This window comes from Pantoea sp. B_9 (assembly GCF_008632015.1).
Taxonomy (GTDB): Bacteria; Pseudomonadota; Gammaproteobacteria; order Enterobacterales; family Enterobacteriaceae; genus Pantoea; species Pantoea dispersa.
On sequence record NZ_VWVL01000002.1, the window covers coordinates 258043 to 280571 of the forward strand.

Annotated in this window: 20 protein-coding genes, 1 tRNA gene and 1 riboswitch; of the genes, 11 read left to right on the forward strand and 10 right to left on the reverse strand. The window is 58.8% G+C overall.

Translation table 11 applies throughout. From position 1 onward, the window contains the following. Positions 1-124: 124 nt before the first annotated feature. Entirely contained in the window at positions 125-1495 is a 1371-nt protein-coding gene (gene yegQ, locus F3I21_RS08030; RefSeq protein ID WP_021509309.1) for a tRNA 5-hydroxyuridine modification protein YegQ, read from the forward strand. A gap of 229 nt (positions 1496-1724) precedes the next feature. Then, positions 1725-2624, forward strand: coding sequence for a lipid kinase YegS (yegS, locus tag F3I21_RS08035; RefSeq protein ID WP_058757280.1), 900 nt, complete (start codon positions 1725-1727; stop codon positions 2622-2624). A gap of 132 nt (positions 2625-2756) precedes the next feature. Here yegS and F3I21_RS08040 read toward each other — a convergent pair whose 3' ends face one another. Continuing rightward, complete coding sequence (locus tag F3I21_RS08040; RefSeq protein WP_058757279.1) at positions 2757-3878, reverse strand: Gfo/Idh/MocA family protein; 1122 nt, start codon at positions 3876-3878, stop codon at positions 2757-2759. A 308-nt stretch (positions 3879-4186) separates the two neighbouring features. Here F3I21_RS08040 and F3I21_RS08045 point away from each other — a divergent pair. Next, positions 4187-4262 (forward strand) — tRNA-Asn (locus F3I21_RS08045). 55 nt (positions 4263-4317) lie between these two features. Here the strand turns inward: F3I21_RS08045 and F3I21_RS08050 are convergent. From F3I21_RS08050 to F3I21_RS08060, 3 genes are read right to left on the reverse strand one after another with little or no spacing between them, the layout of a single operon-like run. Beyond that, positions 4318-5091, reverse strand: coding sequence for a molybdopterin-binding protein (locus F3I21_RS08050; RefSeq protein WP_150058662.1), 774 nt, complete (start codon positions 5089-5091; stop codon positions 4318-4320). Next, positions 5088-5918 carry a cytochrome b/b6 domain-containing protein gene (locus tag F3I21_RS08055; RefSeq protein ID WP_150058663.1) on the reverse strand — a complete coding sequence of 277 codons (831 nt, stop codon included), beginning with the start codon at positions 5916-5918 and terminating at the stop codon, positions 5088-5090. The genes F3I21_RS08050 and F3I21_RS08055 overlap by 4 nt, the downstream gene beginning before the upstream one ends. A gap of 41 nt (positions 5919-5959) precedes the next feature. Continuing rightward, a complete protein-coding gene (locus F3I21_RS08060) occupies positions 5960-6595 on the reverse strand; it encodes a hypothetical protein (protein WP_104093096.1) in 636 nt (211 codons plus the stop codon). Between the two features lie 230 nt (positions 6596-6825). Between F3I21_RS08060 and F3I21_RS08065 the strand changes: the two genes are divergently transcribed. From F3I21_RS08065 to F3I21_RS08085, 5 genes are all read left to right on the forward strand, one after another. Beyond that, positions 6826-7371: a chorismate mutase gene (locus F3I21_RS08065; RefSeq protein ID WP_058757275.1), complete on the forward strand. Its 546-nt coding sequence runs from the start codon at positions 6826-6828 to the stop codon at positions 7369-7371. Positions 7372-7668: 297 nt separating this feature from the next. Further along, on the forward strand, positions 7669-8679 hold the full coding sequence (locus F3I21_RS08070) for a Zn-dependent oxidoreductase (protein ID WP_150058798.1): 1011 nt from the start codon (positions 7669-7671) through the stop codon (positions 8677-8679). Between the two features lie 151 nt (positions 8680-8830). Then, positions 8831-10114, forward strand: a complete 1284-nt coding sequence (locus F3I21_RS08075; RefSeq protein ID WP_058757273.1) for an MFS transporter — start codon at positions 8831-8833, stop codon at positions 10112-10114. 52 nt (positions 10115-10166) lie between these two features. Continuing rightward, complete coding sequence (locus F3I21_RS08080) at positions 10167-11627, forward strand: mannitol dehydrogenase family protein (RefSeq protein WP_150058664.1); 1461 nt, start codon at positions 10167-10169, stop codon at positions 11625-11627. Positions 11628-11726: 99 nt separating this feature from the next. Then, positions 11727-12413, forward strand: a complete 687-nt coding sequence (locus tag F3I21_RS08085) for a GntR family transcriptional regulator (RefSeq protein WP_058769948.1) — start codon at positions 11727-11729, stop codon at positions 12411-12413. Positions 12414-12597: 184 nt separating this feature from the next. Here F3I21_RS08085 and fbaB read toward each other — a convergent pair whose 3' ends face one another. The 3 genes from fbaB to thiM all read right to left on the reverse strand — a co-directional run bounded on the left by fbaB (position 12598) and on the right by thiM (position 15379). Beyond that, positions 12598-13650, reverse strand: a complete 1053-nt coding sequence (fbaB, locus tag F3I21_RS08090; protein ID WP_058757271.1) for a class I fructose-bisphosphate aldolase — start codon at positions 13648-13650, stop codon at positions 12598-12600. A gap of 146 nt (positions 13651-13796) precedes the next feature. Continuing rightward, the gene (thiD, locus tag F3I21_RS08095; RefSeq protein WP_150058665.1) at positions 13797-14597 is read right to left on the reverse strand and encodes a bifunctional hydroxymethylpyrimidine kinase/phosphomethylpyrimidine kinase; all 801 of its coding nucleotides are present in this window, start codon (positions 14595-14597) and stop codon (positions 13797-13799) included. Then, complete coding sequence (thiM, locus tag F3I21_RS08100) at positions 14594-15379, reverse strand: hydroxyethylthiazole kinase (RefSeq protein ID WP_150058666.1); 786 nt, start codon at positions 15377-15379, stop codon at positions 14594-14596. Before thiM ends, thiD begins: the two co-directional genes overlap by 4 nt. A gap of 33 nt (positions 15380-15412) precedes the next feature. Beyond that, a riboswitch (TPP riboswitch) is annotated at positions 15413-15509 on the reverse strand. A gap of 345 nt (positions 15510-15854) precedes the next feature. Between thiM and F3I21_RS08105 the strand changes: the two genes are divergently transcribed. After that, on the forward strand, positions 15855-16052 hold the full coding sequence (locus F3I21_RS08105; RefSeq protein ID WP_021509295.1) for a hypothetical protein: 198 nt from the start codon (positions 15855-15857) through the stop codon (positions 16050-16052). Between the two features lie 51 nt (positions 16053-16103). On the opposite strand, the gene ahpF is transcribed toward F3I21_RS08105, so the two are convergent. Beyond that, positions 16104-17672 (reverse strand): alkyl hydroperoxide reductase subunit F, encoded by a 1569-nt coding sequence (gene ahpF, locus F3I21_RS08110; RefSeq protein ID WP_150058667.1) that lies wholly within the window; start codon positions 17670-17672, stop codon positions 16104-16106. 70 nt (positions 17673-17742) lie between these two features. Beyond that, positions 17743-18306 carry an alkyl hydroperoxide reductase subunit C gene (ahpC, locus tag F3I21_RS08115; RefSeq protein WP_010617942.1) on the reverse strand — a complete coding sequence of 188 codons (564 nt, stop codon included), beginning with the start codon at positions 18304-18306 and terminating at the stop codon, positions 17743-17745. A gap of 290 nt (positions 18307-18596) precedes the next feature. On the opposite strand from ahpC, the gene F3I21_RS08120 reads away from it, so the two are divergent. Next, a complete protein-coding gene (locus tag F3I21_RS08120) occupies positions 18597-19040 on the forward strand; it encodes a GNAT family N-acetyltransferase (RefSeq protein WP_058757267.1) in 444 nt (147 codons plus the stop codon). A 3-nt stretch (positions 19041-19043) separates the two neighbouring features. On the opposite strand, the gene apbC is transcribed toward F3I21_RS08120, so the two are convergent. After that, positions 19044-20156 (reverse strand): iron-sulfur cluster carrier protein ApbC, encoded by a 1113-nt coding sequence (gene apbC, locus F3I21_RS08125; RefSeq protein ID WP_058757266.1) that lies wholly within the window; start codon positions 20154-20156, stop codon positions 19044-19046. Between the two features lie 162 nt (positions 20157-20318). Between apbC and metG the strand changes: the two genes are divergently transcribed. Further along, positions 20319-22352 (forward strand): methionine--tRNA ligase, encoded by a 2034-nt coding sequence (gene metG, locus F3I21_RS08130; protein WP_150058668.1) that lies wholly within the window; start codon positions 20319-20321, stop codon positions 22350-22352. Positions 22353-22529: the final 177 nt, after the last annotated feature.

Genomic DNA, 22529 nt, shown 5'->3' on the forward strand with positions numbered 1-22529 from the left:
CAGGTCAATTTACATCGGGAGTCGCCCTGCCTACAATTCCCCACCTTTTGCAGGGCCGCCTGACGCGGCCGCTGCACGTGCCATCCGTGATGGCATGCTGACCTGACATCAGTGAGAACTTCCCATGCTTAAACCCGAACTGCTTTCGCCGGCAGGCACGCTGAAAAATATGCGTTACGCCTTTGCCTACGGCGCCGACGCGGTGTATGCCGGCCAGCCGCGCTACAGCCTGCGCGTGCGCAATAACGAATTCACCCATGAAAACCTCGCTAAAGGCATCAGCGAAGCGCACGCGCTCGGCAAGAAGTTTTACGTGGTAGTAAACATTGCCCCGCACAACGCCAAGCTGAAAACCTTTATCCGCGATCTGACGCCGGTTATCGAGATGCAGCCGGATGCGCTGATCATGTCCGATCCCGGCCTGATCATGCTGGTGCGCGAAGCCTTCCCGCAGATGCCGATTCACCTGTCGGTGCAGGCTAACGCGGTGAACTGGGCCACGGTGAAGTTCTGGCAGCAGATGGGGCTGACGCGCGTGATTCTGTCGCGCGAGCTGTCGCTGGAGGAGATCGCCGAAATTCGCCAGCAGGTGCCGGAGATGGAGATCGAAATCTTTGTCCACGGCGCGCTGTGCATGGCCTACTCCGGCCGCTGCCTGCTCTCTGGCTATCTGAATAAGCGCGATCCTAATCAGGGCACCTGTACCAACGCCTGCCGCTGGGAATATAACGTGGCCGAAGGCCAGCAGGATGAGGTCGGCAACATTGTTGGCTTCCATCAGCCGGTTGCAGTGCAGCCCGCGACGCTCGGCGTCGGTCAGCCTACCGATCGGGTATTCCTGCTGGAAGAGAAGATGAAGCCAGGCGAGGTGATGAGCGCGTTCGAAGATGAGCACGGCACTTACATCATGAACTCGAAAGATCTGCGCGCGGTGGCGCACGTCGAACGCCTGAGCCAGATGGGCGTGCATTCGCTGAAAATTGAGGGCCGCACCAAATCGTTCTACTACTGCGCGCGCACCGCGCAGGTGTACCGCCGCGCAATCGACGATGCGGCCGCCGGCAAACCTTTCGATCCGGCACTGCTGGAGACGCTGGAAGGGCTGGCGCACCGCGGCTATACCGAAGGTTTTTTGCGTCGCCACACCCATGACAGCTATCAAAACTACGAGCAGGGTTTTTCCATTTCGGAGCGTCAGCAGTTTGTGGGTGAATTTACCGGTGAACGGCGCGGTACGTGGGCGCAGGTGGCGGTGAAGAACAAATTCATGCTGGGCGATAGCGTGGAGATCATGACGCCGGACGGCAATCTCAACTGCACGCTGCAGGCGATGCAGAATGACAAGGGTGCCGCGGTTGAGGTGGCGCCGGGAGATGGTCATCGCGTCTGGATCAGCGTGCCGGAGGGGGTCGATCTGGCCTATGCGCTGCTGCTGCGCAATTTTACCGACGGTAACAGCACTTACGATCCGCACGGTAAAAATCGCACTAAATGAAAAGAAAACGGCGAAGTTAGAACAGGATCACAGACCGCCGCTTCGCCGCGCTTTAGAATCGCGCCTGCTGCTAACGAGTAACAACAAACAGCAGGTAGTACCAGGAACCACCTCATTCACCCGCCCGGCTCCCCCGTGCGGGTTTTCTTTTTTTCATCGTTCGCCGATAAAGTTCCCGCCGCAGCTATGCTATAACCACAGCTCTGTCTTACTCATCAGGGAAGCGATAATGCAAAATAAACCCCTCACTTTGCTGATTCTGAATGGAAAAGGCGCAGGCAATGAAGAATTGCGTGCCGCCGTGAATACCCTGCGCGACGAAGGCTTTAACCTGGCGGTGCGCGTGACCTGGGAAAAAGGCGACGGTGACCGCTACGTGCAGGAAGCGCTGCAGCTGCAGGCGGAAACCGTGGTGGCTGGCGGCGGCGATGGCACCATCAATGAGATTGCCACCGCGCTGGCCGCCCTGCCGCCAGCGCAGCGGCCGGTGCTGGGGATTTTACCGCTTGGCACCGCCAACGATTTTGCTACCAGCGCCGGTATCCCGGCAGAAATGGAAGCGGCACTGCGGCTGGCGGTACTGGGCAAAGCCACGGCCATCGATCTGGCGCGGGTGAACGGCGACCGTTACTTCATCAACATGGCGACCGGCGGTTTTGGCACGCGCATCACTACGGAAACGCCGGAGAAACTGAAATCGGCGCTGGGCGGCGTCTCCTATTTTATTCATGGCCTGATGCGCGTTGATGCCCTGAAGCCGGACAGCTGCGAAATCAGCGGACCGGGCTTTCACTGGCAGGGTGACGCGCTGGTGATTGGCATTGGCAATGGCCGTCAGGCCGGTGGCGGACAGCGGTTATGTCCGGAAGCGCTGATCAACGACGGACAGCTCAATCTCAGCATCGTAACCGCCCAGGAGCTGCTGCCAACGCTGCTGCACTCGCTGACGCGCGACGATGAAAACCCGAACATTGTCGCGGCACAGCTGACGTCACTGACCATCCGTTCACCGCATGAGATGACCTTTAACCTCGACGGCGAGCCGCTGTCCGGCAGCGAGTTTGTGATTGAGGTGCAGCCCGGCGCGCTAAGCTGCCGCCTGCCGCCGCAGTGTGCGTTGCTGGCGTAATCATTGGAAAATTCCTGCATTATCCCGGTGCGCATAAATGCGCACCCTGTGAGGCTCGTCATCCCTGCACGCACCGTGTAGGGTCGCCATTCATGGCGACCGGTTACGTGCGTCTGCGGCTGACGCTCTGCATCACACCTTCATCCAGCGGCGCTCCACGGCGGAAATCGCCACCGCTTCCAGCACCTTCTGCACCTGCAGCCCTTCGGCAAAATCCGGCCACATGCGATCGCCGGCGGCGATGCCGTTGATCAGATCGCGAATCTCGACCGTTTTCTGATCGTTAAAACCGATGCCGTGACCGGCCGAGACGCAGAAGCTGGCGTAATCGGGGTGCGCCGGACCGGTGAGAATGGTTTTAAAGCCCTGGCGACCGGCCGGATCGTCGTGCAGATACAGTTCCAGCTCAGCCATGCGCTCCTGCGTGTAGCGCAGCGTGCCTTTGGTGCCGGTCACCACATAAGTCAGCCCCATCTTGCTGCCGCAGGCGATACGCGAGGTTTCAATCACGCCGTGCGCGCCATTTTTAAAGCGCAGCAGCGCGCTGGCCTGATCTTCATTTTCCACCGGCAGCAGACGTGACGGCGCCTTCGGATCCGGTCGCTGTTTGATCACCGTCATCATGTCACCGCTCACCTCATCAATATCACCGACCAGATAGTGCGCCATGTTGACGATATGCGCCGCCAGATCGCCAAGCGCGCCGAGACCGGCCAGCGCTTTCTGGCAGTGCCAGTCGAGCGGCGTCTCCGCGCGCGCCAGATAATCTTCGTTATGGGTGCCGTAAAAGTGCACCACTTCGCCGATCTCACCGCGCGCAATAATCTCCCGCGCCAGCTGGCTGGTGGGGTTTTTCATGTAGTTGAAGCCCACCAGGGTTTTCACCCCCGCCTGCTCTGCCGCCTGCACCATCTCTTCGGCATCGGCCACCGAGAGCGACAGCGGCTTTTCGGAGTAAACGTGCTTGCCGTGGCGAATCGCCTCCAGCGCCATCTCTTTGTGCAGGAAATTGGGCGCGCAGATATCGACTACGTCGATGTGCGGATCGCGCACCAGCTCGCGCCAGTCGCCCGTCGAACGGGCAAAGCCAAACGTCGCCGCCTGCTGCGCCGCCAGCGCCGGATTCACCTCTGCCAGCATCTCGCGCACAATCTCGCCCTTCAGGGCGAACACCGTGGGTGCCTGCGCATAGGCAATCGCGTGACAACGCCCAATATATCCACTGCCAATCATACCGATTCTGACTTTGTTCATGCTGCACCTGCGGTTCACGGGGATGAGTTTCACGGAATATATGTTTCGTTTTGGGCGGCGACAACGGCGAAATGAAATATCTGTGATCATACATGCGAGGTATCTGACAGAAGCGACAAATCAGAATGTAATTTTGCATAGCATTGGTGACATCTCTCACAATCAGGCACAGTGCTGGCGCTAATTCGCGCCATCGCGCGGGCCCGCGTCGGGCAATTGACGCTTTATTCAGCAGTCAGAAAAAATTGTGAAAAAGAGCTTTGACAAGCCACAGCCTGCCCGATAATATGCGCCCCGTTCCAAACGATTCCTCTGTAGTTCAGTCGGTAGAACGGCGGACTGTTAATCCGTATGTCACTGGTTCGAGTCCAGTCAGAGGAGCCAGATTTAGAAAAGCCTGCTTTTAGAGCAGGCTTTTTGCTTTTCTGCGTTCTGACGTTCAGATACCGCCATACCACTCGTAACCGCGATCTTCCCAGTAGCCGCCGCGTCCGCCCCACAGCTGGGCAAACGAATCCACCACTTTGATTTCCATCAGATACTTGGCGTGCTTGTAACCGAGCTGGCGCTCGACCCGGAGACGCAGCGGCGCACCGTGCGCGACCGGCAGCGGCTGATCGTTCATACGGTAGGCCAGCAGCGTTTGCGGATGCCACGCATCCTGCAGATCGATACTTTCGTAGTAGCGCCCGCTGCCGTCCAGCGTCTGCTCCAGCTCGTCGGCACACAGGAACACTACGTAGCGGGCACCTTGCCGCAGGCGCGCCGCATCCAGCACCAGTCCGAGCGGTACGCCCTGCCATTTGCCAATCGCGCTCCAGCCCTCCACGCAGTCGTGCCGGGTAATCTGTGTGCGACTGGGGAACCGCTGCAGATCGCTGAGCGATAAACTCAGCGGCTGTTGCACCAGCCCGGTGACGCGCAGCCGCCAGTCGGCAAACCCGTTCGCCAGCAAACGCGCATATTCGTCGGAGTCAGGCATTTGCGTGCCGTTGGCGCGGAACAGCGGCGAAATATCGGCCTCGCTGAACTCCGGTGCCAGCCGCTGGCCGCCCAGCAGGCGCTGGCTGGCACGCGTCAGCCGCTCGGTCTGATTGAGCCAGCCGCTGACCGTGTCATTTTGCGTCAGTTGATCGCAACCGCTCAGCAGCGCCGCGCCGGCGCCGGACAGCGCGCCCAGCAGCAGGCGGCGACGCGACAGCTCGATTTTCATGATGGGGTATCCTCTTTGTCGATCGCGTAACGGCCGGTGATCATCGAACGCAGGTTATTGAACACGCCTGACACCAGCACCATCACCACATGCACCAGCACAAACAGCACCAGCAGCGTGGCGGTGATAAAGTGCACCGTGCGCGCCGTCGGACGGCCGCCAAACAGATCGGGTAAAAACGGCAGCGCCGCATCCAGCGCTGGCGACAGGGTTAATCCACTGAGCAGCATCAGCGGCAACAGTATGAAGATCACCAGCAGATAGCTGAGTTTCTGCAACGCGTTATAGCGCCGCGCCGCTTCACCGCGGGCGAAGCGCAGCCGGGCGTGGTCGCAAATCTCCTGCCACAAATGACGCGCGCCCAGCTGCTGACGGTCGGGCAACAGATCGCGGCGAAAGTGCCGGTGCCAGAAACCGTGCAGCAGATAAATCACGCCGTTGAACAGCAGCAGCCAGGCAAAAAAGAAGTGCCAGTGGCGACCGGCTCCCAAATCCTGCCACGACGGCAGCGTCAGCCAGCCGGGGAACGCGCGCGCCGTCAGCGTACCCTCCAGCTTCGAGACACCGAGCACGCCGGTGGTATTCAGTTGCAGCGAGCCGAGCCGGACAAATCCCTGCTGCTGACGATTGCCGATTTCAAACACCGGCTGCTCATGGTCCGCGCCATACAGGCCAACATACAGACGCGGATGCGCATTAAAGATTTGCAGTCCGCTCATCAGCAGTACGGCAAAACACAGGGCGTTGACCCAGTGCGTCACGCGCACCAGCAGCGAATGACGACGGATTAGCGTTTTACTGCGGGAAGGTGAAGGCTGTTGCATCATCAAGCCCCTTACCAGCCAGGCGAGGCCTGGCTGGAGCCGGATTACATCGGCGGCACTACGCCGTTTTTGCCGACAATGATATTGCCTGCGGTGAGCTTACCGTCGGCACCCTTCTCGGCCGGAACAAACACCGTGGTGCCGGGTTTCAGGTCATCCGGGGTGGCCGCCGCCAGCGTCACCACCGGCGTACCGGCCGGAATAGCAATTTTTTTCTGATGGCCGTGATAGCTCACCGTCACTTCGCTGTTGTCCACCGAGGTGACGCTATTGGCGACTGTGGCGTTGGTCATTGAGCTGCCCGGCTTCAGATCCCAGCTGAAGTTGCCCTCGCCTGCGCCTTTCAGCTGCGCCGGGAAAATCAGCACTTCGAGCGCGCCATCTCCGCCGCCCGCTTTCGGCAGTGAGGCTATGCCCACGTAATCGCCCTTTTTAATGTCGCTGATGCTGGCCTTCGCCACCGCAGACACCATCGCGCCTGGCTTCATGGCCACGCTGACCTCCGATCCTTCGCGTGACTTGATAGTGAGCTGCTGCCCGTTTACCGATTCAACAACGCCACGTACCTGCACTTTTTGCCCTGCCATCTCTGCCGCCATCGCCGGCGACAGCGTGGCGCCGGCCAGCAGTGAACCGGCAATCAGCAGTGAAAGGCGTTTGTAATGTGATAAGACCGTCATGGAGTGTTCCTTTTGATGATAAGCGCTGCCTCAGCGGCAGCCCTGTGCCAGAAATCATTCAACCTGAAGCGCAATAACATTGCGGCAAAAGGCGCTGGAAAACAAACCTACTAGTTGGTAGATTAAAAAACAAGATAATTTTTCACCCTGTACTTTGTCATGTCATTATTTTGTCTTAGCCTGAGCCTCGCGCAGATCCAGCGCCTGGGTTGAACATTGGGAGCATCAGTATGGAAATGCAGTTACGATCGGCCACGTTAGCGCTGCTGATTTGCAGCTGTTCCGCCGCCGCGGCAGAACTCAGCAGTCCTTCGCCGGGCCAGCTTATTAACACGCGTTTGTCTTACATGAAGGATGTGGCGGGTTATAAAGCGCAGCATCATCAGCCGATTGAAGATTTGGGTCAGGAGCGCAAGGTGCTGGACAAAGCCCTGGCGGAAGCGCGTGAGCTGGGTCTGGACGATGCCACGGTGCAGCCGTTTATTCAGGCACAGATGGACGTGGCGAAAGCGGTGCAGTATCGCTATCGCGCCGACTGGCTGGCGACGCCGGAGCCGCACTGGCAGCCGCGTCCGCTGGATGAGGTGCGCAAAAGCATTGGTCATTACAGCGACGCGATTCTGACGCAGCTTGCCGCGCAGTTGAAACAGGGCGCGACGCTGCAGGCACCACAGAAGGCCGAATTTATGCGCGACATTCAGCAGCGCAACGTGTCATCGCAGGATAAAGAGCTATTGTGGCGCACGCTCAGCGCGGTAACGTTACGGCAGCCGTAATGTTGCGCGGCGAACGTGCCGTCGATCGCAGCAGGCCTGTCATTTTGCTGCGTTTTTCCCGGTTGCCATAAATGGCGAGCCTGCAAACTGGCTAATGACCTTACAGGGTGCGCAGTGATGCGCACCGCAACGCCATTCTGAAACTTCTCTTTGCAACTACCCCATCCGCTCTGTGATTGCGTTCACAACTCTGCAACAGCAACTTGTATGGTAGTATTATTACGCGTATTTTTTCATCATTACTGTCGCGTTATTGCTGGTGCGCCGCGCCTTCAGGCCACCAGCCAGGAGTAAATGATGAAAAGTGTGGTGATTGAACAACCGGGTAAACTGCTGCTGGCCGAGCGCGCGCTGCCACAGCCCGCCGCTGATGAAGTACGGGTAAAAGTGAAATTTGCCAGCATCTGTGGCTCTGACGTGCACATCTGGCACGGTCACAATCCATTTGCCCGCTATCCGCGCGTGATCGGCCATGAGTTCTTTGGCGTGATTGACGCGGTCGGACAGGACGTTGATGCCAGCCGGCTGGGCGAGCGCGTGGCGGTCGATCCGGTGGTGAGCTGTGGCCACTGCTATCCCTGCTCCGTTGGCCGTCCTAATGTCTGTCAGTCGTTGCAGGTGATTGGCGTCCACCGCGACGGCGGCTTCAGCGAGTATGCGGTGGCGCCAGCCCAAAATGCCCATCGCCTGCCGGCGAGCATTCCCGACCAACTCGCCAGCCTGGTTGAGCCCTTCACCATTGCCGCGAATATCACGGCGTTCCTCAAACCGCAGCCACAGGATGTGGCGCTGATTTACGGTGCCGGTCCGATGGGGCTGACCGCCATTCAGGTGCTGAAAGGCGTGTACGGCGTACAGCAGGTGCTGGTGGTCGACCGCCTGCCGGAGCGGCTGGCGCTGGCGCAGCAAAACGGTGCCGATCGCCTGTTCAACAACAGCGAGATCCCGCTGGCGGCGCAGCTGGAAGGCGTTCAGCCGACGCTGATTATCGACGCCGCCTGCCATCCGGCGATCCTCGCTGAAGCGGCTGCGCTGGCCTCGCCGGCGGCGCGCATCGGCCTGCTCGGGTTTTCTGCTGAGCCGTGCAGCCTGACGCAGCAGGCGTTGACCAGCAAAGAGCTGTCGCTGTTTACCTCGCGCCTGAACAGCAACCGCTTCCCGCAGGTGATTGCGTGGCTGGAACAGGGGCTGATCAAGCCGGAGAAACTGGTCACCCACTATTTCCCGCTGGCGCAGATCGAGCGCGCCATGACGCTATTTGAACAAGACCCACGCACCTGCTGCAAAGTGATCCTGCAAATGGATTGAGTGATGCGCCACACCAGATGTCCCTGACGCCGGTGCGTACCCGCCGGCCACAACAATAATCCCCTGCATAAATCAGGCGCAGCGCCGCGGTCATCAAGGTCATCTCCCCGTGATGCTGCAGCCTGAAGAAGAACAGGGAAACGGAGTTTCTATGCTGAAGAATCTACGCTGGACCCTCGTACTGCTGCTGTTCCTGGTGTATATGATCAACTACCTCGATCGTATTGCCCTGTCGCTCACCGTGCCGCTGGTGGAAAAAGATCTGATGATCAATGCCGAGCAGTTCGGCCTGATCTTCGGCAGCTTCTTCTTCGGCTACGCGCTGTTCAACTTTATTGGCGGTTTAGCCACCGATAAATTCGGCCCGACGATTGTGCTCGGCACCGCCGTCGGCATGTGGTCGCTGTTCTGCGGCATGACCGCGCTGGCGACCGGTTTCTGGTCGATGATGATTCTGCGCGTACTGTTCGGCATGGCGGAAGGTCCGATTTGCGCCTCGGCCAACAAAGCCATCAACGGCTGGTTCCCGAAAAAGCAGGCCGCCACCGCCATGGGCCTGCTGAGTGCCGGTTCCCCGCTCGGCGGCGCGGTCGCCGGGCCGATTGTCGGCTACCTGGCGCTCTCCTTCGGCTGGCGTCCGGCGTTTGTGGTGATCTGCCTGATTGGCCTGGTGTGGATGGCGCTGTGGTTCTTCTTCGCCGCCGATAATCCGGCGCGCAGTAAGCGCGTCTCAGCGCAGGAGCGCGCGCTGGTAGAGAAACTGAAAGCGGAAGAGCCGGCAGATATCATCGACGCGGACGGCAAAGCGCACGGCATGGGCTACTATCTGCGTCAGCCGATTATCCTCGTTACCGCATTCGCCTTCTTCTGCTACAACTACATTCTGTTCTTCTTCCTGAGCTGGTTCCCGGCCTATCTGGTGCAGGCGCACGGGCTGGATATCAAAGCCATGAGCATCACTACCATGATCCCGTGGATTGTCGGCTTCGTTGGCCTGGCGCTGGGCGGCTGGATTTCCGATAAAATCTTTAATATTACCGGTAAGCTGCTGCTATCACGCAAGATTGTGCTGGTAGTGTCGCTGCTGGCGGCAGCGATATGTGTGGCGCTGGCGGGCACCATCAAAGAGGTGAATTCGGCGGTGATCATGATGTCGATCTCCATCTTCTTCCTCTACATCACCGGTGCCATTTACTGGGCGATTATTCAGGATGTGGTGCACAAGAGCCGCGTCGGCAGCATCAGCGGCTTTATTCACCTGATTGGCAGCCTGTCCGGCATTATCGGCCCGATCGTTACCGGCTTCATCGTGCAGCACACCGGCAAATTTGACAGTGCCTTTGTGCTGGCGGGCGTGGTGGCGGCCCTTGGCGCGCTGCTGGTGCTGTTTGTGATTCGCAGCCCGAAAGCCAGCGACAAACCGGTTTCCGTTTAATCGAATGACTCTGCCGGGGCGCCGCGCGCCCCGTTTGCCACAAGGATTATGCATGTTACAACCCGATCGCCTTCCCGCTGACGTACAGCGCCCCCGTTACGACCGCAGCCAGCTGAAAACCCGCATGGTGCACATCGGTTTTGGTGCCTTTCACCGCGCGCATCAGGCGCTGGCCACTGACCAACTGGCGCAGCACGGCAGCGACTGGGGCTACTGCGAAGTGAATCTCAACAGCGGCGCGCTGATCGCCGCTCTGCGCCAGCAGGATTTGCTGTACAGCGTAACCGAAATGGCCGACGACAGCCTGCACACACGCATTGTTGGCGTAATTACCCAGGCGCTGCACGCGAAAAGTGACGGTATTGAGGCGGTGATTGAAGCGATGAGCCAGCCGGAAATCGCCATCGTGTCGATGACGGTCACGGAAAAAGGCTACTGTTCGCTGCCGTCGAGCGGCCAGCTCGACCTGACGCATCCGGACATCATGCACGATGTGGCGCATCCTGACGCGCCGCGCTCGCTGCCCGGCGTGATCCTGGCGGCGATTGAACGCCGTCGCCAGCGCGATCTGCCGCCGTTCAGCGTGATGTCGTGTGACAACATGCCGGAGAACGGCCACGTTACGCGCAATGTGATAACCCAGCTGGCGCAGCGTCGCAGCCCGGCGCTGGCGGATTACATTCAGACCCACCTCACCTTTCCCTCAACCATGGTGGATCGCATCGTACCGGCGATGACCGATGAGGCTTTCGCGACGCTGGAAGCGCGGCTGGGCAGTCGCGATCCGGTGGCGGTGGAGGCCGAACCTTTTTTCCAGTGGGTAATTGAAGATAACTTCGTCAGCGGCCGCCCGGCGTGGGAACAGGCCGGTGCAGAGCTGGTGCGTGATGTGCTGCCGTATGAAGAGATGAAGCTGCGCATGCTCAACGGCAGCCACTCGTTCCTGGCTTATCTCGGCTACCTGGCCGGGTATCAGCTCATCAGCGATTGCATGGCCGATGCGAATTTTCGTCAGGCGGCGCGCGCGCTGATGCTGCAGGATCAGGCACCCACGCTGCGCACGCAGGATGTCGATTTGGTCGCCTATGCCGATTCGCTGATCGCCCGTTACGAAAACCGGGCGATTAAACATCGCACTTATCAAATCGCCACCGACGGTACCCAGAAGCTGCCACAGCGCCTGCTGGATAGCGTGCGCTGGCATCTGCGTAACGGGACGGCCTGTGATTATCTGCTGCTGGGCGTAGCAGGCTGGATGCGCTATATCAGCGGCGTCGATGAGCAGGGCGCGGCGATTGAGATTCGCGATCCGCTCAACGCGCAGCTGGCCAGCATTGTTGCCAACAGCGAGGATGGCCCGCAGCGCGTTGAGGCCTTACTGCGCCTGCAGGCAGTGTTCGGCGACGACTTACGTTATCACACGGTGTTTGTTACGCGGCTTACTGAGCTGTATCAGCAGCTGCGGCTTACCGGTGCACGCGCCACGGTGCAGGCGCTGGTCACAGAAGGCTAAGCCGCCTGCACAAATGTGTAGCGCAGACGCAGCGTGCTGATTAGACTGACGCTTTCTCATCGGGCTGGCGGCGGCCAGCCGTAATACGGATATTGCTGCATGTCGATTGCCTATACCATAACCACCAGCGAACCGGTAAATCAGCAAATTTATCGCTATCTGCGGAAGGATATCGTGACCTGCGTGATCCATCCGGGCTCGCTGCTGTCGGAGAAAGAAGTGTCGGCGCGCTTCAACGTGTCGCGGCAGCCGGTGCGGGAAGCCTTTATCAAACTGGCGGAAGCCGGCCTGGTGCAGGTTCTGCCGCAGCGCGGCACCTTCGTGCGCAAAATCTCCGCCCAGCGCGTGGCCGACGGCCGTTTCATCCGTGAAGCGGTGGAGATCGCCGTGGTTCGTCGCGCCGCGCTGGAGATCGCTGCCACCGGACTGATGGCGCTGGAACACAATCTGCAGCTGCAGCGACTGGCAGCGGAACGCCACGACAGCCAGGCGTTTCTGGCGCTCGACGATGAGTTTCACCGGTTGATTGCCGAAGGCATTGACTGCCTGCTGGCGTGGGAGACGGTGGAGAACATTAAAGCGACGATGGACCGCGTGCGCTTTCTGACGCTGAGCGAAGTGTCGCCGCCGGAGAGCCTGATTCAGCAGCACGAAGAGATTTTTGCCGCGCTGAAAGCGAAGAATGCCGATGCGGCTGAGAAGGCGATGCGGCGACATCTGCAGGAGATGATTCTGACCATCACGCCGATTGCCGAGCGCAACAGCGAATGGTTTGAAGGGCCGTAGTGCTGTGGTGGGTGAGCTTGCGGTGCGGTGTGATGCCCTCACCCCGGCCCTCTCCCACCGGGAGAGGGAGCTGTTCCAGTAAGCTGTCAGAGAATTAACGCATTAAAAAACCGCACAAAACAGTCCCCTCTCCCGCCTGCGGGAGAGGGTTAGGGTGAGGGTGAAAAAAACGCACCTCACACCATCAGGCAATCGTCACATCCTTCGCCAGATACACATCCTGCACCGCATTAATCAGCGCCACGCCCTCTTTCAGCGACTTCTTAAACGCCTTGCGTCCGAGAATCAGCCCCATGCCGCCGGCGCGTTTATTGATCACCGCCGTACGCACCGACTCCGCCACATCGGTCGCACCGGCTGAAGCACCACCGGAGTTAATCAGCCCGGCGCGGCCCATGTAGCAGTTGGCCAGCTGGTAGCGCACCAGATCGATCGGATTCTCACTGGTCAGCTTGCTGTACACGCGCTCATCGGTGTGGCCAAACTTCACCGCGTTATAACCGCCGTTATTCTCCGCCATTTTCTGCTTCACAATGTCGGCACCAATGGTAGCCGCCAGATGGTTAGCCTGGCCGGTTAAATCGGCGCTGGCGTGATAATCCACCCCATCCTTCTTAAAATCGTTGTTGCGCAGATAAGCCCACAACACCGTCACCATGCCCAGCTCGTGCGCGCGCTCGAAGGCCGCTGCAATTTCCTCGATCTGCCGGCGTGACTGCTCAGAGCCAAAATAGATGGTGGCGCCAACCGCAACCGCGCCCATGTTGAATGCCTGCTCGACGCTGGCGTACAGCGTCTGGTCATACTGCGTGGGATAGCTCAGGGTTTCGTTATGGTTTAGCTTGACCATAAACGGGATACGGTGCGCGTAGCGACGTGACACGGAGGCCAGCACGCCATAGGTTGATGCCACACAGTTGCAGCCGGCTTCAATCGCCAGCTCGACGATATTCTTCGGGTCGAAATAGGCCGGATTGGCGGCGAACGAGGCGCCAGCAGAGTGTTCCACGCCCTGATCCACCGGCAGAATCGACAGATAGCCGGTACCCGCCAGACGGCCGGTGTTGTAGAGCGTCTGCATATTGCGCAGAACCGCAGGAGAACGATTGTTATCAATCATCACGCGATCGACATAATCCGCGCCCGGCAAATAAAGGCTGTCCGCTGGAATGGTCATGCAGCGATGTTGAAGAAGCGTATCCGCTTCTTTACCCAATAACTGTACGATGTCCGTCATGTTCGCTCCTGATAAATGGCTGGAAAAGAACCGGCACCTGCCGATTCGCCCCCACAGCCTGGACCGAAACGCGCCAGGCTGGCAAATTGCTGACTCCATTTTTCAGACGGATACGCAGTGAAAAAACGGCAATCTGGCGTTACGCCCTACCACCACTGATGGAAATGATGCACCGGCCCAATGCCGTGGCCGACCTCAAGCGAATCGGCGTGCAGTAGCGCCTGCTGCAGCCAGGCCTTGGCCTCCGCTACGCTGCCCGCCCAGTCCGCATGGCGCGGTCGCAATGCCGCCAGCGCCGCCGACAGCGTACAGCCAGTGCCGTGCGTATGACGGGTGTTAACGCGCGGTGCGGTAAAGCGCTGGCGGCCGGCACGGGTGATCAGCCAGTCCGGGCTTTCCGCATCGCTGAGATGACCGCCCTTCATCAGCACCGCTTCGCAGCCCAGTTCCAGCAGCGCATCGCCCTGCTGCAGCATAGTCGCTTCGTCCTGCGCCATGCGGCAACCCAGCAGCGCCGCGGCTTCCGGCAGATTGGGCGTGATCAGCGATACCTGCGGCAACAGCCGTTCACGAATGCTGGCTACCGCATCGGGCGACAGCAGCGCATCGCCGCTTTTGGCAATCATCACCGTATCCAGCACCACAAACGGCAGGCTGGCGCGTTTCAGCTTCTCTGCCACCACCTCAACGATCGCCGTCTCCGCCAGCATACCGATTTTCGCGGCGTCAATGCGCACGTCGTCCAGCACCGAGTCGAGCTGCGCCGCGACAAATGCCGGTTCGATGCGATACACCGACTGCACGCCGCGGGTGTTCTGTGCCACCAGCGCGGTAATCACGCTGGTACCGTACGCGCCGAGCGCGGAGAAGGCTTTCAGATCCGCCTGGATGCCCGCACCGCCGCTGGGATCGGTACCGGCAATGGTCAATGCATTGATGCGTTTCATGCCGCCACCTCCAGCGTCCACAGCGCATCGAGAAAAGCGGCGACGAAGCTGCCGGGCCCTGCCACGCCGCGCGCGGCCTGCTCTCCCGCCAGTGACATTACGCGGCAGGCCGCTGCCACGTGCTGGATGCGCTCGCCCGGCAGGCTGCTGCACGCCGCGACGACGGCGGATAGCGCACAACCGGTGCCGACCACGCGCGTCATCAGCGGGCTGCCGCCGGGAATTGCCAGCGTCTGGCGGCCATCGGTGACGTAATCGACTTCGCCGGTTACCGCGACGATAGTCGTGCAGCGTTGCGCCAGCTGCTGCGCGGCGTTCAGTGCGGCATCGGCCTGATGCACGCTATCCACGCCGCGTCCGCCCGTGGCCTGGTGGGCTAAGGCGAGAATCTCTGAAGCGTTGCCGCGAATGGCCGCCGGTCGCAGGCTCAGCAGTTGCTGACAGAATTCCGTACGCAGGGTTAGTGCGCCTACCGCCACCGGATCGAGCGTCCACGGCGTGCCGGCCTGATTAGCGGCCTGTACCGCCGCCAGCATCGCATCGCGGCGATCATGGGTTAAGGTGCCGACGTTAATCAGCAGCGCATCGGCAAAACCGGCAAACTGCGCCGCTTCATCGCCATCAATCACCATCGCGGGCGAAGCCTGCAGTGCCAGCAGCACGTTGGCGGTAAAAGTTTGCACCACGTCGTTGGTCATACAGTGCACCAGCGGTGCCTGCTGCCGCAGCAGTTGCAGAGAGTGCGCGAGTTGCGCCGGGGAAAGAGGGTCAGGCTGTGTCATAAGGCTCCCAACCGGCAATCAGGAAGGCGAATGCGGTCAGGCATCTGACTTCCCTACGCTGGCATTATCCAGATCAGGTATTACGGGTATTTCTCAGCCTTCACAAAGAAGGGCACCCCGAGTCATGCACGTCCGTGTCAGACGTGCCTTCACAGCATAAAGGGTCAGCTTAAAGTTGTAAATCCTGCGGCAGGTGCACTTTTTTTGCCGGACAACGATGAGCAAAAATACGTGCGCCATCAATTTTCATGATTTTTTGATCATCAGGAAAATACAAACAAATCGACGGAGATCAATTTTCCCAAAAGCCCTAAAATTCATCAGGATGGTTAATTTAATCTGCCGGGGCAGTATGCGGGAAATAAACAGAAGAAAGCGCGCAACTTGATTAATATCAAACCGGCCGGCGGCGTAACACGGCCTAATTCCCTTCCGGATTTGAAGACCGCTGTTTCACCTTCACCCGGAATCGCTAATGACTTTATTCAGTTTTCTTCCGCACGCGCACCACTGGCACAATATCACCATTTCCCGTCAAGGCGCCGTTGCACCCGGCGGCCGTTACCGGTACTCCACGTACCTCGAAGCCGAATGCAAACGCTGCGGCGAGCGCATCCATAAAATTTATTATCGCGATATCAGCGATGAACAGGCGCGTCGCTGGCTGGGATAAAAAAAGCCCCGCAACACAGGTTGCAGGGCGCTTGCGTGGCTATCGCAAAACTTATTCAGCCGGTTTGGTGCGGATCAGGTAATCAAACGCGCTCAGTGACGCTTTGGCCCCTTCCCCGCTGGCAATGATGATCTGCTTGTACGGCACCGTGGTGCAGTCGCCGGCGGCAAATACGCCTTTCAGGCTGGTTTCGCCTTTAGCGTCGATCAGGATCTCGCCCATGCGGTTGCGCTCTACCGCGCCTTCCAGCCAGTTGGTGTTAGGCAGCAGGCCAATCTGTACGAAGATACCGCTCAGCGCCAGTTCGTGGCTGGTCTGGTTATTGCGGTCGATGTAGGTCAGACCGGTAACTTTACTGCCGTCGCCTTTCACTTCGGTGGTCTGCGCGTTGAGGATCACATCGACGTTTTTCAGGCTGCGCAGTTTATCCTGCAGCACTTTATCGGCGCGCATTTCGCAGGCGAACTCCAGCAGCGTGACGTGCTCGACAATACCGGCCAGATCGATGGCCGCTTCAACGCCGGAGTTACCGCCGCCGATCACCGCCGTGCGTTTGCCTTTAAACAGCGGGCCGTCACAGTGCGGGCAGTAGGTTACACCTTTGGTGCGATACTGCTCTTCGCCCGGAACGCCCATGTTGCGCCAGCGTGCGCCGGTAGCAATGATGATGCTGCGTGATTTCAGCACCGCGCCGGAAGCGGTTTCGATGGCGTGCAGGCCGCCCTCTTTGGCTGCCGGAATCAGCTTGATGGCGCTCTGGGTGTCAATCACGTCAACGTCATAGTCATCAACGTGCGCACGCAGGGAACCGGCAAGCTTCGCCCCTTCGGTTTTCGGCACGGAGATGTAGTTTTCAATGTCAACGGTGTCCAGCACCTGGCCGCCAAAGCGCTCGCCCATCAGGCCGGTACGGATGCCTTTACGCGCCGAGTAGATGGCCGCCGCAGCGCCCGCCGGGCCGCTGCCGACGATCAGCACTTCATAGGCATCACGCTTGTTCAGCTCTTCAGCCGCACGCTTATCCGCGTTGGTGTCTACCTTACCGACGATTTCTGCCAGGCTCATGCGACCCTGACCGAACTCTTTGCCGTTGAGGTAAACCGCCGGCACGCCCATGACGTTGCGTTCGGTGATCTCGTTCTGGAACATGCCACCGTCAATGGCGGTATGACGGATGCGCGGATTGAGCACCGCCATCAGGTTCAGCGCCTGTACCACGTCCGGACAGTTGTGGCACGACAAAGAATAATAGGTTTCGAAATGCAGGTCGCTGTCCAGCGCAACAACCTGATCCAGCAGGCTCTGCGCCTCTTTCGACGGATGTCCACCGGTCTGCAGCAGAGCCAGCACCAGTGAAGTAAATTCGTGGCCCATTGGCGAACCGGCAAAGCGCGGACCGCTATGGCTGCCTGGGTTAGTAATCAGGAATGATGGTTTACGTACCGGTTGATCGTTCTCTTCACGGAAGCTGACTTTATCAGACAGACTCGCGATATCGGTCAGCAGAGTACGGATCTCTGCGGATTTTGCGCCATCGTCCAGTGTGGCAATCAACTCAACCGGTTTCGTTAGTTTCTCAAGGTAGGCCTTGAGCTGGGTTTTTAAATTGGTGTCGAGCATAGTGAGTTCCTGTGAAGAAAATCGGGTGCCGCAGCACCCGATGGAAGAAAGATCAAAGGGCTTAGGTGACTTAGATTTTGCCAACCAGGTCCAGTGATGGAGCCAGCGTTGCGTCGCCTTCTTTCCATTTAGCCGGGCAAACTTCACCTGGATGAGAAGCCACGTACTGAGCCGCTTTCACTTTACGCAGCAGGTCAGACGCGTCACGGCCGATGCCTTCTGCAGTGATTTCGATGGCCTGGATGATGCCTTCCGGGTCAACGATGAAGGTACCGCGGTCAGCCAGGCCTTCTGCTTCACGCATGATTTCGAAGTTACGGGTCAGAGCACCGGTCGGGTCGCCGATCATCGCATACTGGATTTTCGCGATGGTGTCTGAAGAACCGTGCCAGGCTTTGTGGGTAAAGTGCGTGTCAGTTGAAACGGAGTAGATGTCTACGCCCAGTTTCTGGAACTCTTCGTAGTGGTCTGCCACGTCACCCAGTTCAGTCGGGCATACAAAGGTGAAGTCAGCCGGGTAGAAGAAGAAAACACTCCATTTACCTTCAACGTCTTTCTCGGTTACGTCGATGAATTCGCCGTTTTTGAATGCAGCGTTTTTGAACGGTTTGATTTTGGTATTGATGATAGACATGGGTGACCTCCGTTAAAAAGATGTGATGCAGGCTACATAATTTTCGGGCCAACTTCTAATATGCAGACGTTATCAATCAGATAATCAAAAGCTATCAAAGTGCCGACGCCAGATTTGATGCGGCTTGCCGCGGCATTCTACACAGAAAAGCCGCAGAGTTAACAGGCTTTATCTTTGCGCGCGGCAACTGCTATTTTTTTATAAACATTCAATCATCTTTGCTGCACGATTCAACTGCGTGCGCAACGCCGCTAAAAAACGTGCCCGCTTACTCGTCATGGAGTCTGGAAGTGAAAATTCGTCTTTTTGAAGAAGCCGACCGCCCTTTTCTACGCACGCTGTATCTCGCGGCGCGCCGTCATAACTGGACATGGCTGGCCGGCGACGACTGGCAGTTGGAAGATTTCGACGCGATTATTCCCGGTGAAACGGTACTGGTGGCGGAGATCGACGGCCACCGCGCAGGGTTTGCCGGCGTGATGGATAACGATAATTTTTTGCACAGTTTGTATGTTGATCCGGCCTTTCAGGGCCAGGGCGTCGGCAGTGCGCTGCTGAACGCAGTGCAGCAGCGTTTTACCTCCACCGGCGCGCTGAAATGTCTGCTACAGAACGAAGCGGCGCTGCAGTTTTATCAGCAGCACGGCTGGCAGCGCGAAGCGCTGGGAGAGAGTGAACAGGGCCAGTACGTGTTGATGCACCTGCCGCTGGCGTCACGCACCAGCGGCAGCTAAGGCTTAAACCGCGCGGAAGGCGATGTCGCCCGGAATCACCTCACCCTGCCAGTAAAGCTGGGCGGCAACCCGGCCCGCAAGTTCACGATACAGCGCGGTGAATTCACTCTCCGGACGGCGAATCACGGTCGGTTCACCATCGTCGAGATCTTCGCGCAGATTAATGTGCAGCGGCAGCTGAGCCAGCAGGCGGGTGTGATAATCCTCAGCCAGCTTCTGCGCACCGCCGGTACCAAAAATCGGCTCGTGATGGCCGCATTCGCTGCAGATGTGCATGCTCATGTTTTCCACCACGCCCAGCACCGGCACGCTGACTTTTTCGAACATCACCATGCCCTTGCGCGCATCAATCAGCGCAATGTCCTGCGGCGTGGTCACCACCAGCGCGCCGGTCACCGGCACGTTCTGCGCCAGCGTCAGCTGAATGTCACCGGTGCCCGGCGGCATATCCAGAATCAGGTAATCGAGATCCGGCCACAGCGTCTCGTTCAGCAGCTGCATCAGCGCCTTGCTGGCCATCGGTCCGCGCCACACCATGGCGTTATCGTCGGTGACCAGATAGCCGATAGAGTTGGTTGCCAGGCCGTGCGCCATGATCGGTGCCATGTGCGTGCCATCCGGCGAGGTGGGACGCTGCTTTTCGGTGCCGAGCATGTCCGGGATCGACGGACCGTAAATATCCGCATCAAGAATACCGACGCGCGCGCCTTCGGCCGCCAGCGCCAGCGCCATATTCACGGCGGTGCTGGATTTGCCCACGCCACCTTTACCGGAGCTGACGGCGACGATGTTTTTCACCCCGTTGACGCCCGGCTGATTTTTCACGCGTTTCAGGGTGGCGATGTCATGACGCAGCCGCCAGTCGATGGCGCGCGTGTTGGTCAGGCGCAGCAGTTCCGCGCTGGTCTGGGCTTTCAGCGCCTCAAACGCGCTGGCCCAGGCAAATGGCATCACCAGTTCAATGTGCAGCTTGTCGTCGAGCAGCGCCACGTGGCGCAGCGCTTTGAGGGTAGTCAGATTGTGTTGCAGCGTCGGATGCTCAAACTCGCTCAGCACGCCGATAACCACGGCGCGCAACGCTTCAGGTGAATGATGGTCCCGGGATTGTGCGGTCATCCCAACTCCTTATTTAGTCATGACGCCAGACGATGGCGGTGTGCCATCAATCATATCAGATAGGCGCTAAAAGTGACGTGGCCGAGCTGCTGTGTTTACGCCAGAGGGTGCTTCGGTTAACATCTAAGCCCGATTTTTTATTCACGGAATGCTACGCAAATTATGACTCAAGTCGCTAAAAAACTACTGGTAACGTGCGCCCTGCCGTACGCAAACGGCTCTATCCACTTAGGTCACATGCTTGAACACATTCAGGCTGACGTGTGGGTCCGTTACCAGCGAATGCGTGGCAATCAGGTGTTCTTCATCTGTGCGGACGACGCCCACGGCACGCCGATCATGCTGAAAGCCCAGCAGCTGGGTATCGCGCCAGAGCAGATGATTGCGGAAATGAAGCAGGAGCATGAGACCGATTTCGCAGGTTTCAACATCAGCTATGACAATTATCACTCCACGCACGGCGACGAAAACCGCCAGCTGTCTGAGCTGATTTACACGCGCCTGAAAGAGAACGGTTTCATTAAAAACCGCACCATTTCGCAGCTATACGATCCGGAAAAAGGCATGTTCCTGCCTGATCGCTTCGTCAAAGGCACCTGTCCGAAATGTAAATCACCCGATCAGTACGGCGATAACTGCGAAGTGTGCGGCGCGACCTACAGCCCGACCGAGCTGATTGAGCCGAAATCGGTGGTGTCAGGTGCGACGCCGGTGATGCGCGATTCTGAACACTTCTTCTTCGATCTGCCGTCCTTCAGCGCGATGCTGCAGGCGTGGACGCGCTCCGGTGCGCTGCAGGAGCAGGTGGCAAACAAGATGCAGGAGTGGTTTGAAGCCGGTCTGCAACAGTGGGATATCTCCCGCGATGCGCCGTACTTCGGCTTCGAAATCCCTGGTGCGCCGGGCAAATACTTCTACGTCTGGCTGGATGCGCCCATCGGCTACATGGGGTCGTTTAAGAACCTGTGCGACAAACGCGGCGACATCGATTTCGACGAGTTCTGGAAGAAAGATTCCAGCACCGAGCTGTATCACTTCATCGGCAAAGACATCGTCTATTTCCACAGCCTGTTCTGGCCAGCGATGCTGGAAGGCAGCAATTTCCGCAAGCCGACCAACCTGTTTGTGCATGGTTATGTCACGGTGAACGGCGCGAAGATGTCGAAATCGCGCGGCACCTTTATCAAAGCCAGCACCTGGCTGCAGCACCTTGATGCCGACAGCCTGCGCTACTACTACGCGGCCAAGCTCTCTTCGCGCATCGACGATATTGACCTTAATCTGGAAGATTTCGTTCAGCGTGTGAACGCTGACATCGTTAATAAGGTGGTGAACCTCGCCTCGCGCAACGCCGGCTTTATCACCAAACGCTTTAACGGCCAGCTGGCAAGCGAACTGGCAGATCCGGCGCTGTATCAGACCTTTGTTGATGCGTCAGAGAAGATCGGTGAAGCCTGGGCCAGCCGCGAGTACAACCGTGCGATCCGCGAGATCATGGCGCTGGCCGACCTGGCCAACCGCTACGTTGACGAGCAGGCACCGTGGGTGGTGGCGAAACAGGAAGGCCGCGATGCCGACCTGCAGGCGATTTGCTCGATGGGTATCAACCTGTTCCGCGTGCTGATGACCTGGCTGAAGCCGGTACTGCCGTCGCTGAGCGAGCGCGCAGAAGCCTTCCTGCAAAGCGAACTGAGCTGGGATGGCATTGCGCAGCCGCTGCTCAACCACAGCGTAGCGCCGTTTAAAGCGCTGTATGGTCGTATTGAGATGGCAAAAGTGGAGGCGTTGATTGCGGCTTCGAAAGAGGACGCAGCAGCGGCGAACCAGCCGGCGGCAAGCGGTCCACTGGCCGATGCACCAATTGGCGAGACCATCACCATTGATGACTTCGCCAAAGTCGACATGCGCGTAGCGCTGATCGAGCAGGCTGAGCTGGTAGAAGGCTCCGATAAGCTACTGCGTCTGCAGCTGGATCTGGGTGGCGAGAAGCGCCAGATTTTCTCGGGCATTCGCGCCGCTTATCCGGATCCGTCGGTGCTGGTGGGCAAGATGACCATCATCGTCGCCAACCTGGCGCCGCGCAAAATGCGTTTCGGCGTGTCCGAAGGCATGGTGCTGTCTGCCGGCCCTGGCGGCAAAGATCTGTTTGTGCTGTCAGTGGATAGCGGCGCGCAGCCGGGTATGCCGGTGAAGTAAGGGTTGGTGCGCGCTGGCCCTCACCCTAACCCTCTCCCGCCTGCGGGAGAGGGAACCGCTGAGTGCGGGGTTTGGGTTCAGAGCCAGGCCTGCACCTCGTTCGATTGCCTCCCTCTCCCGCTTTTGCCGGTGGGACCGAACAGCGCACGTTGTTAACCTTGTATCAAACCTGCACAT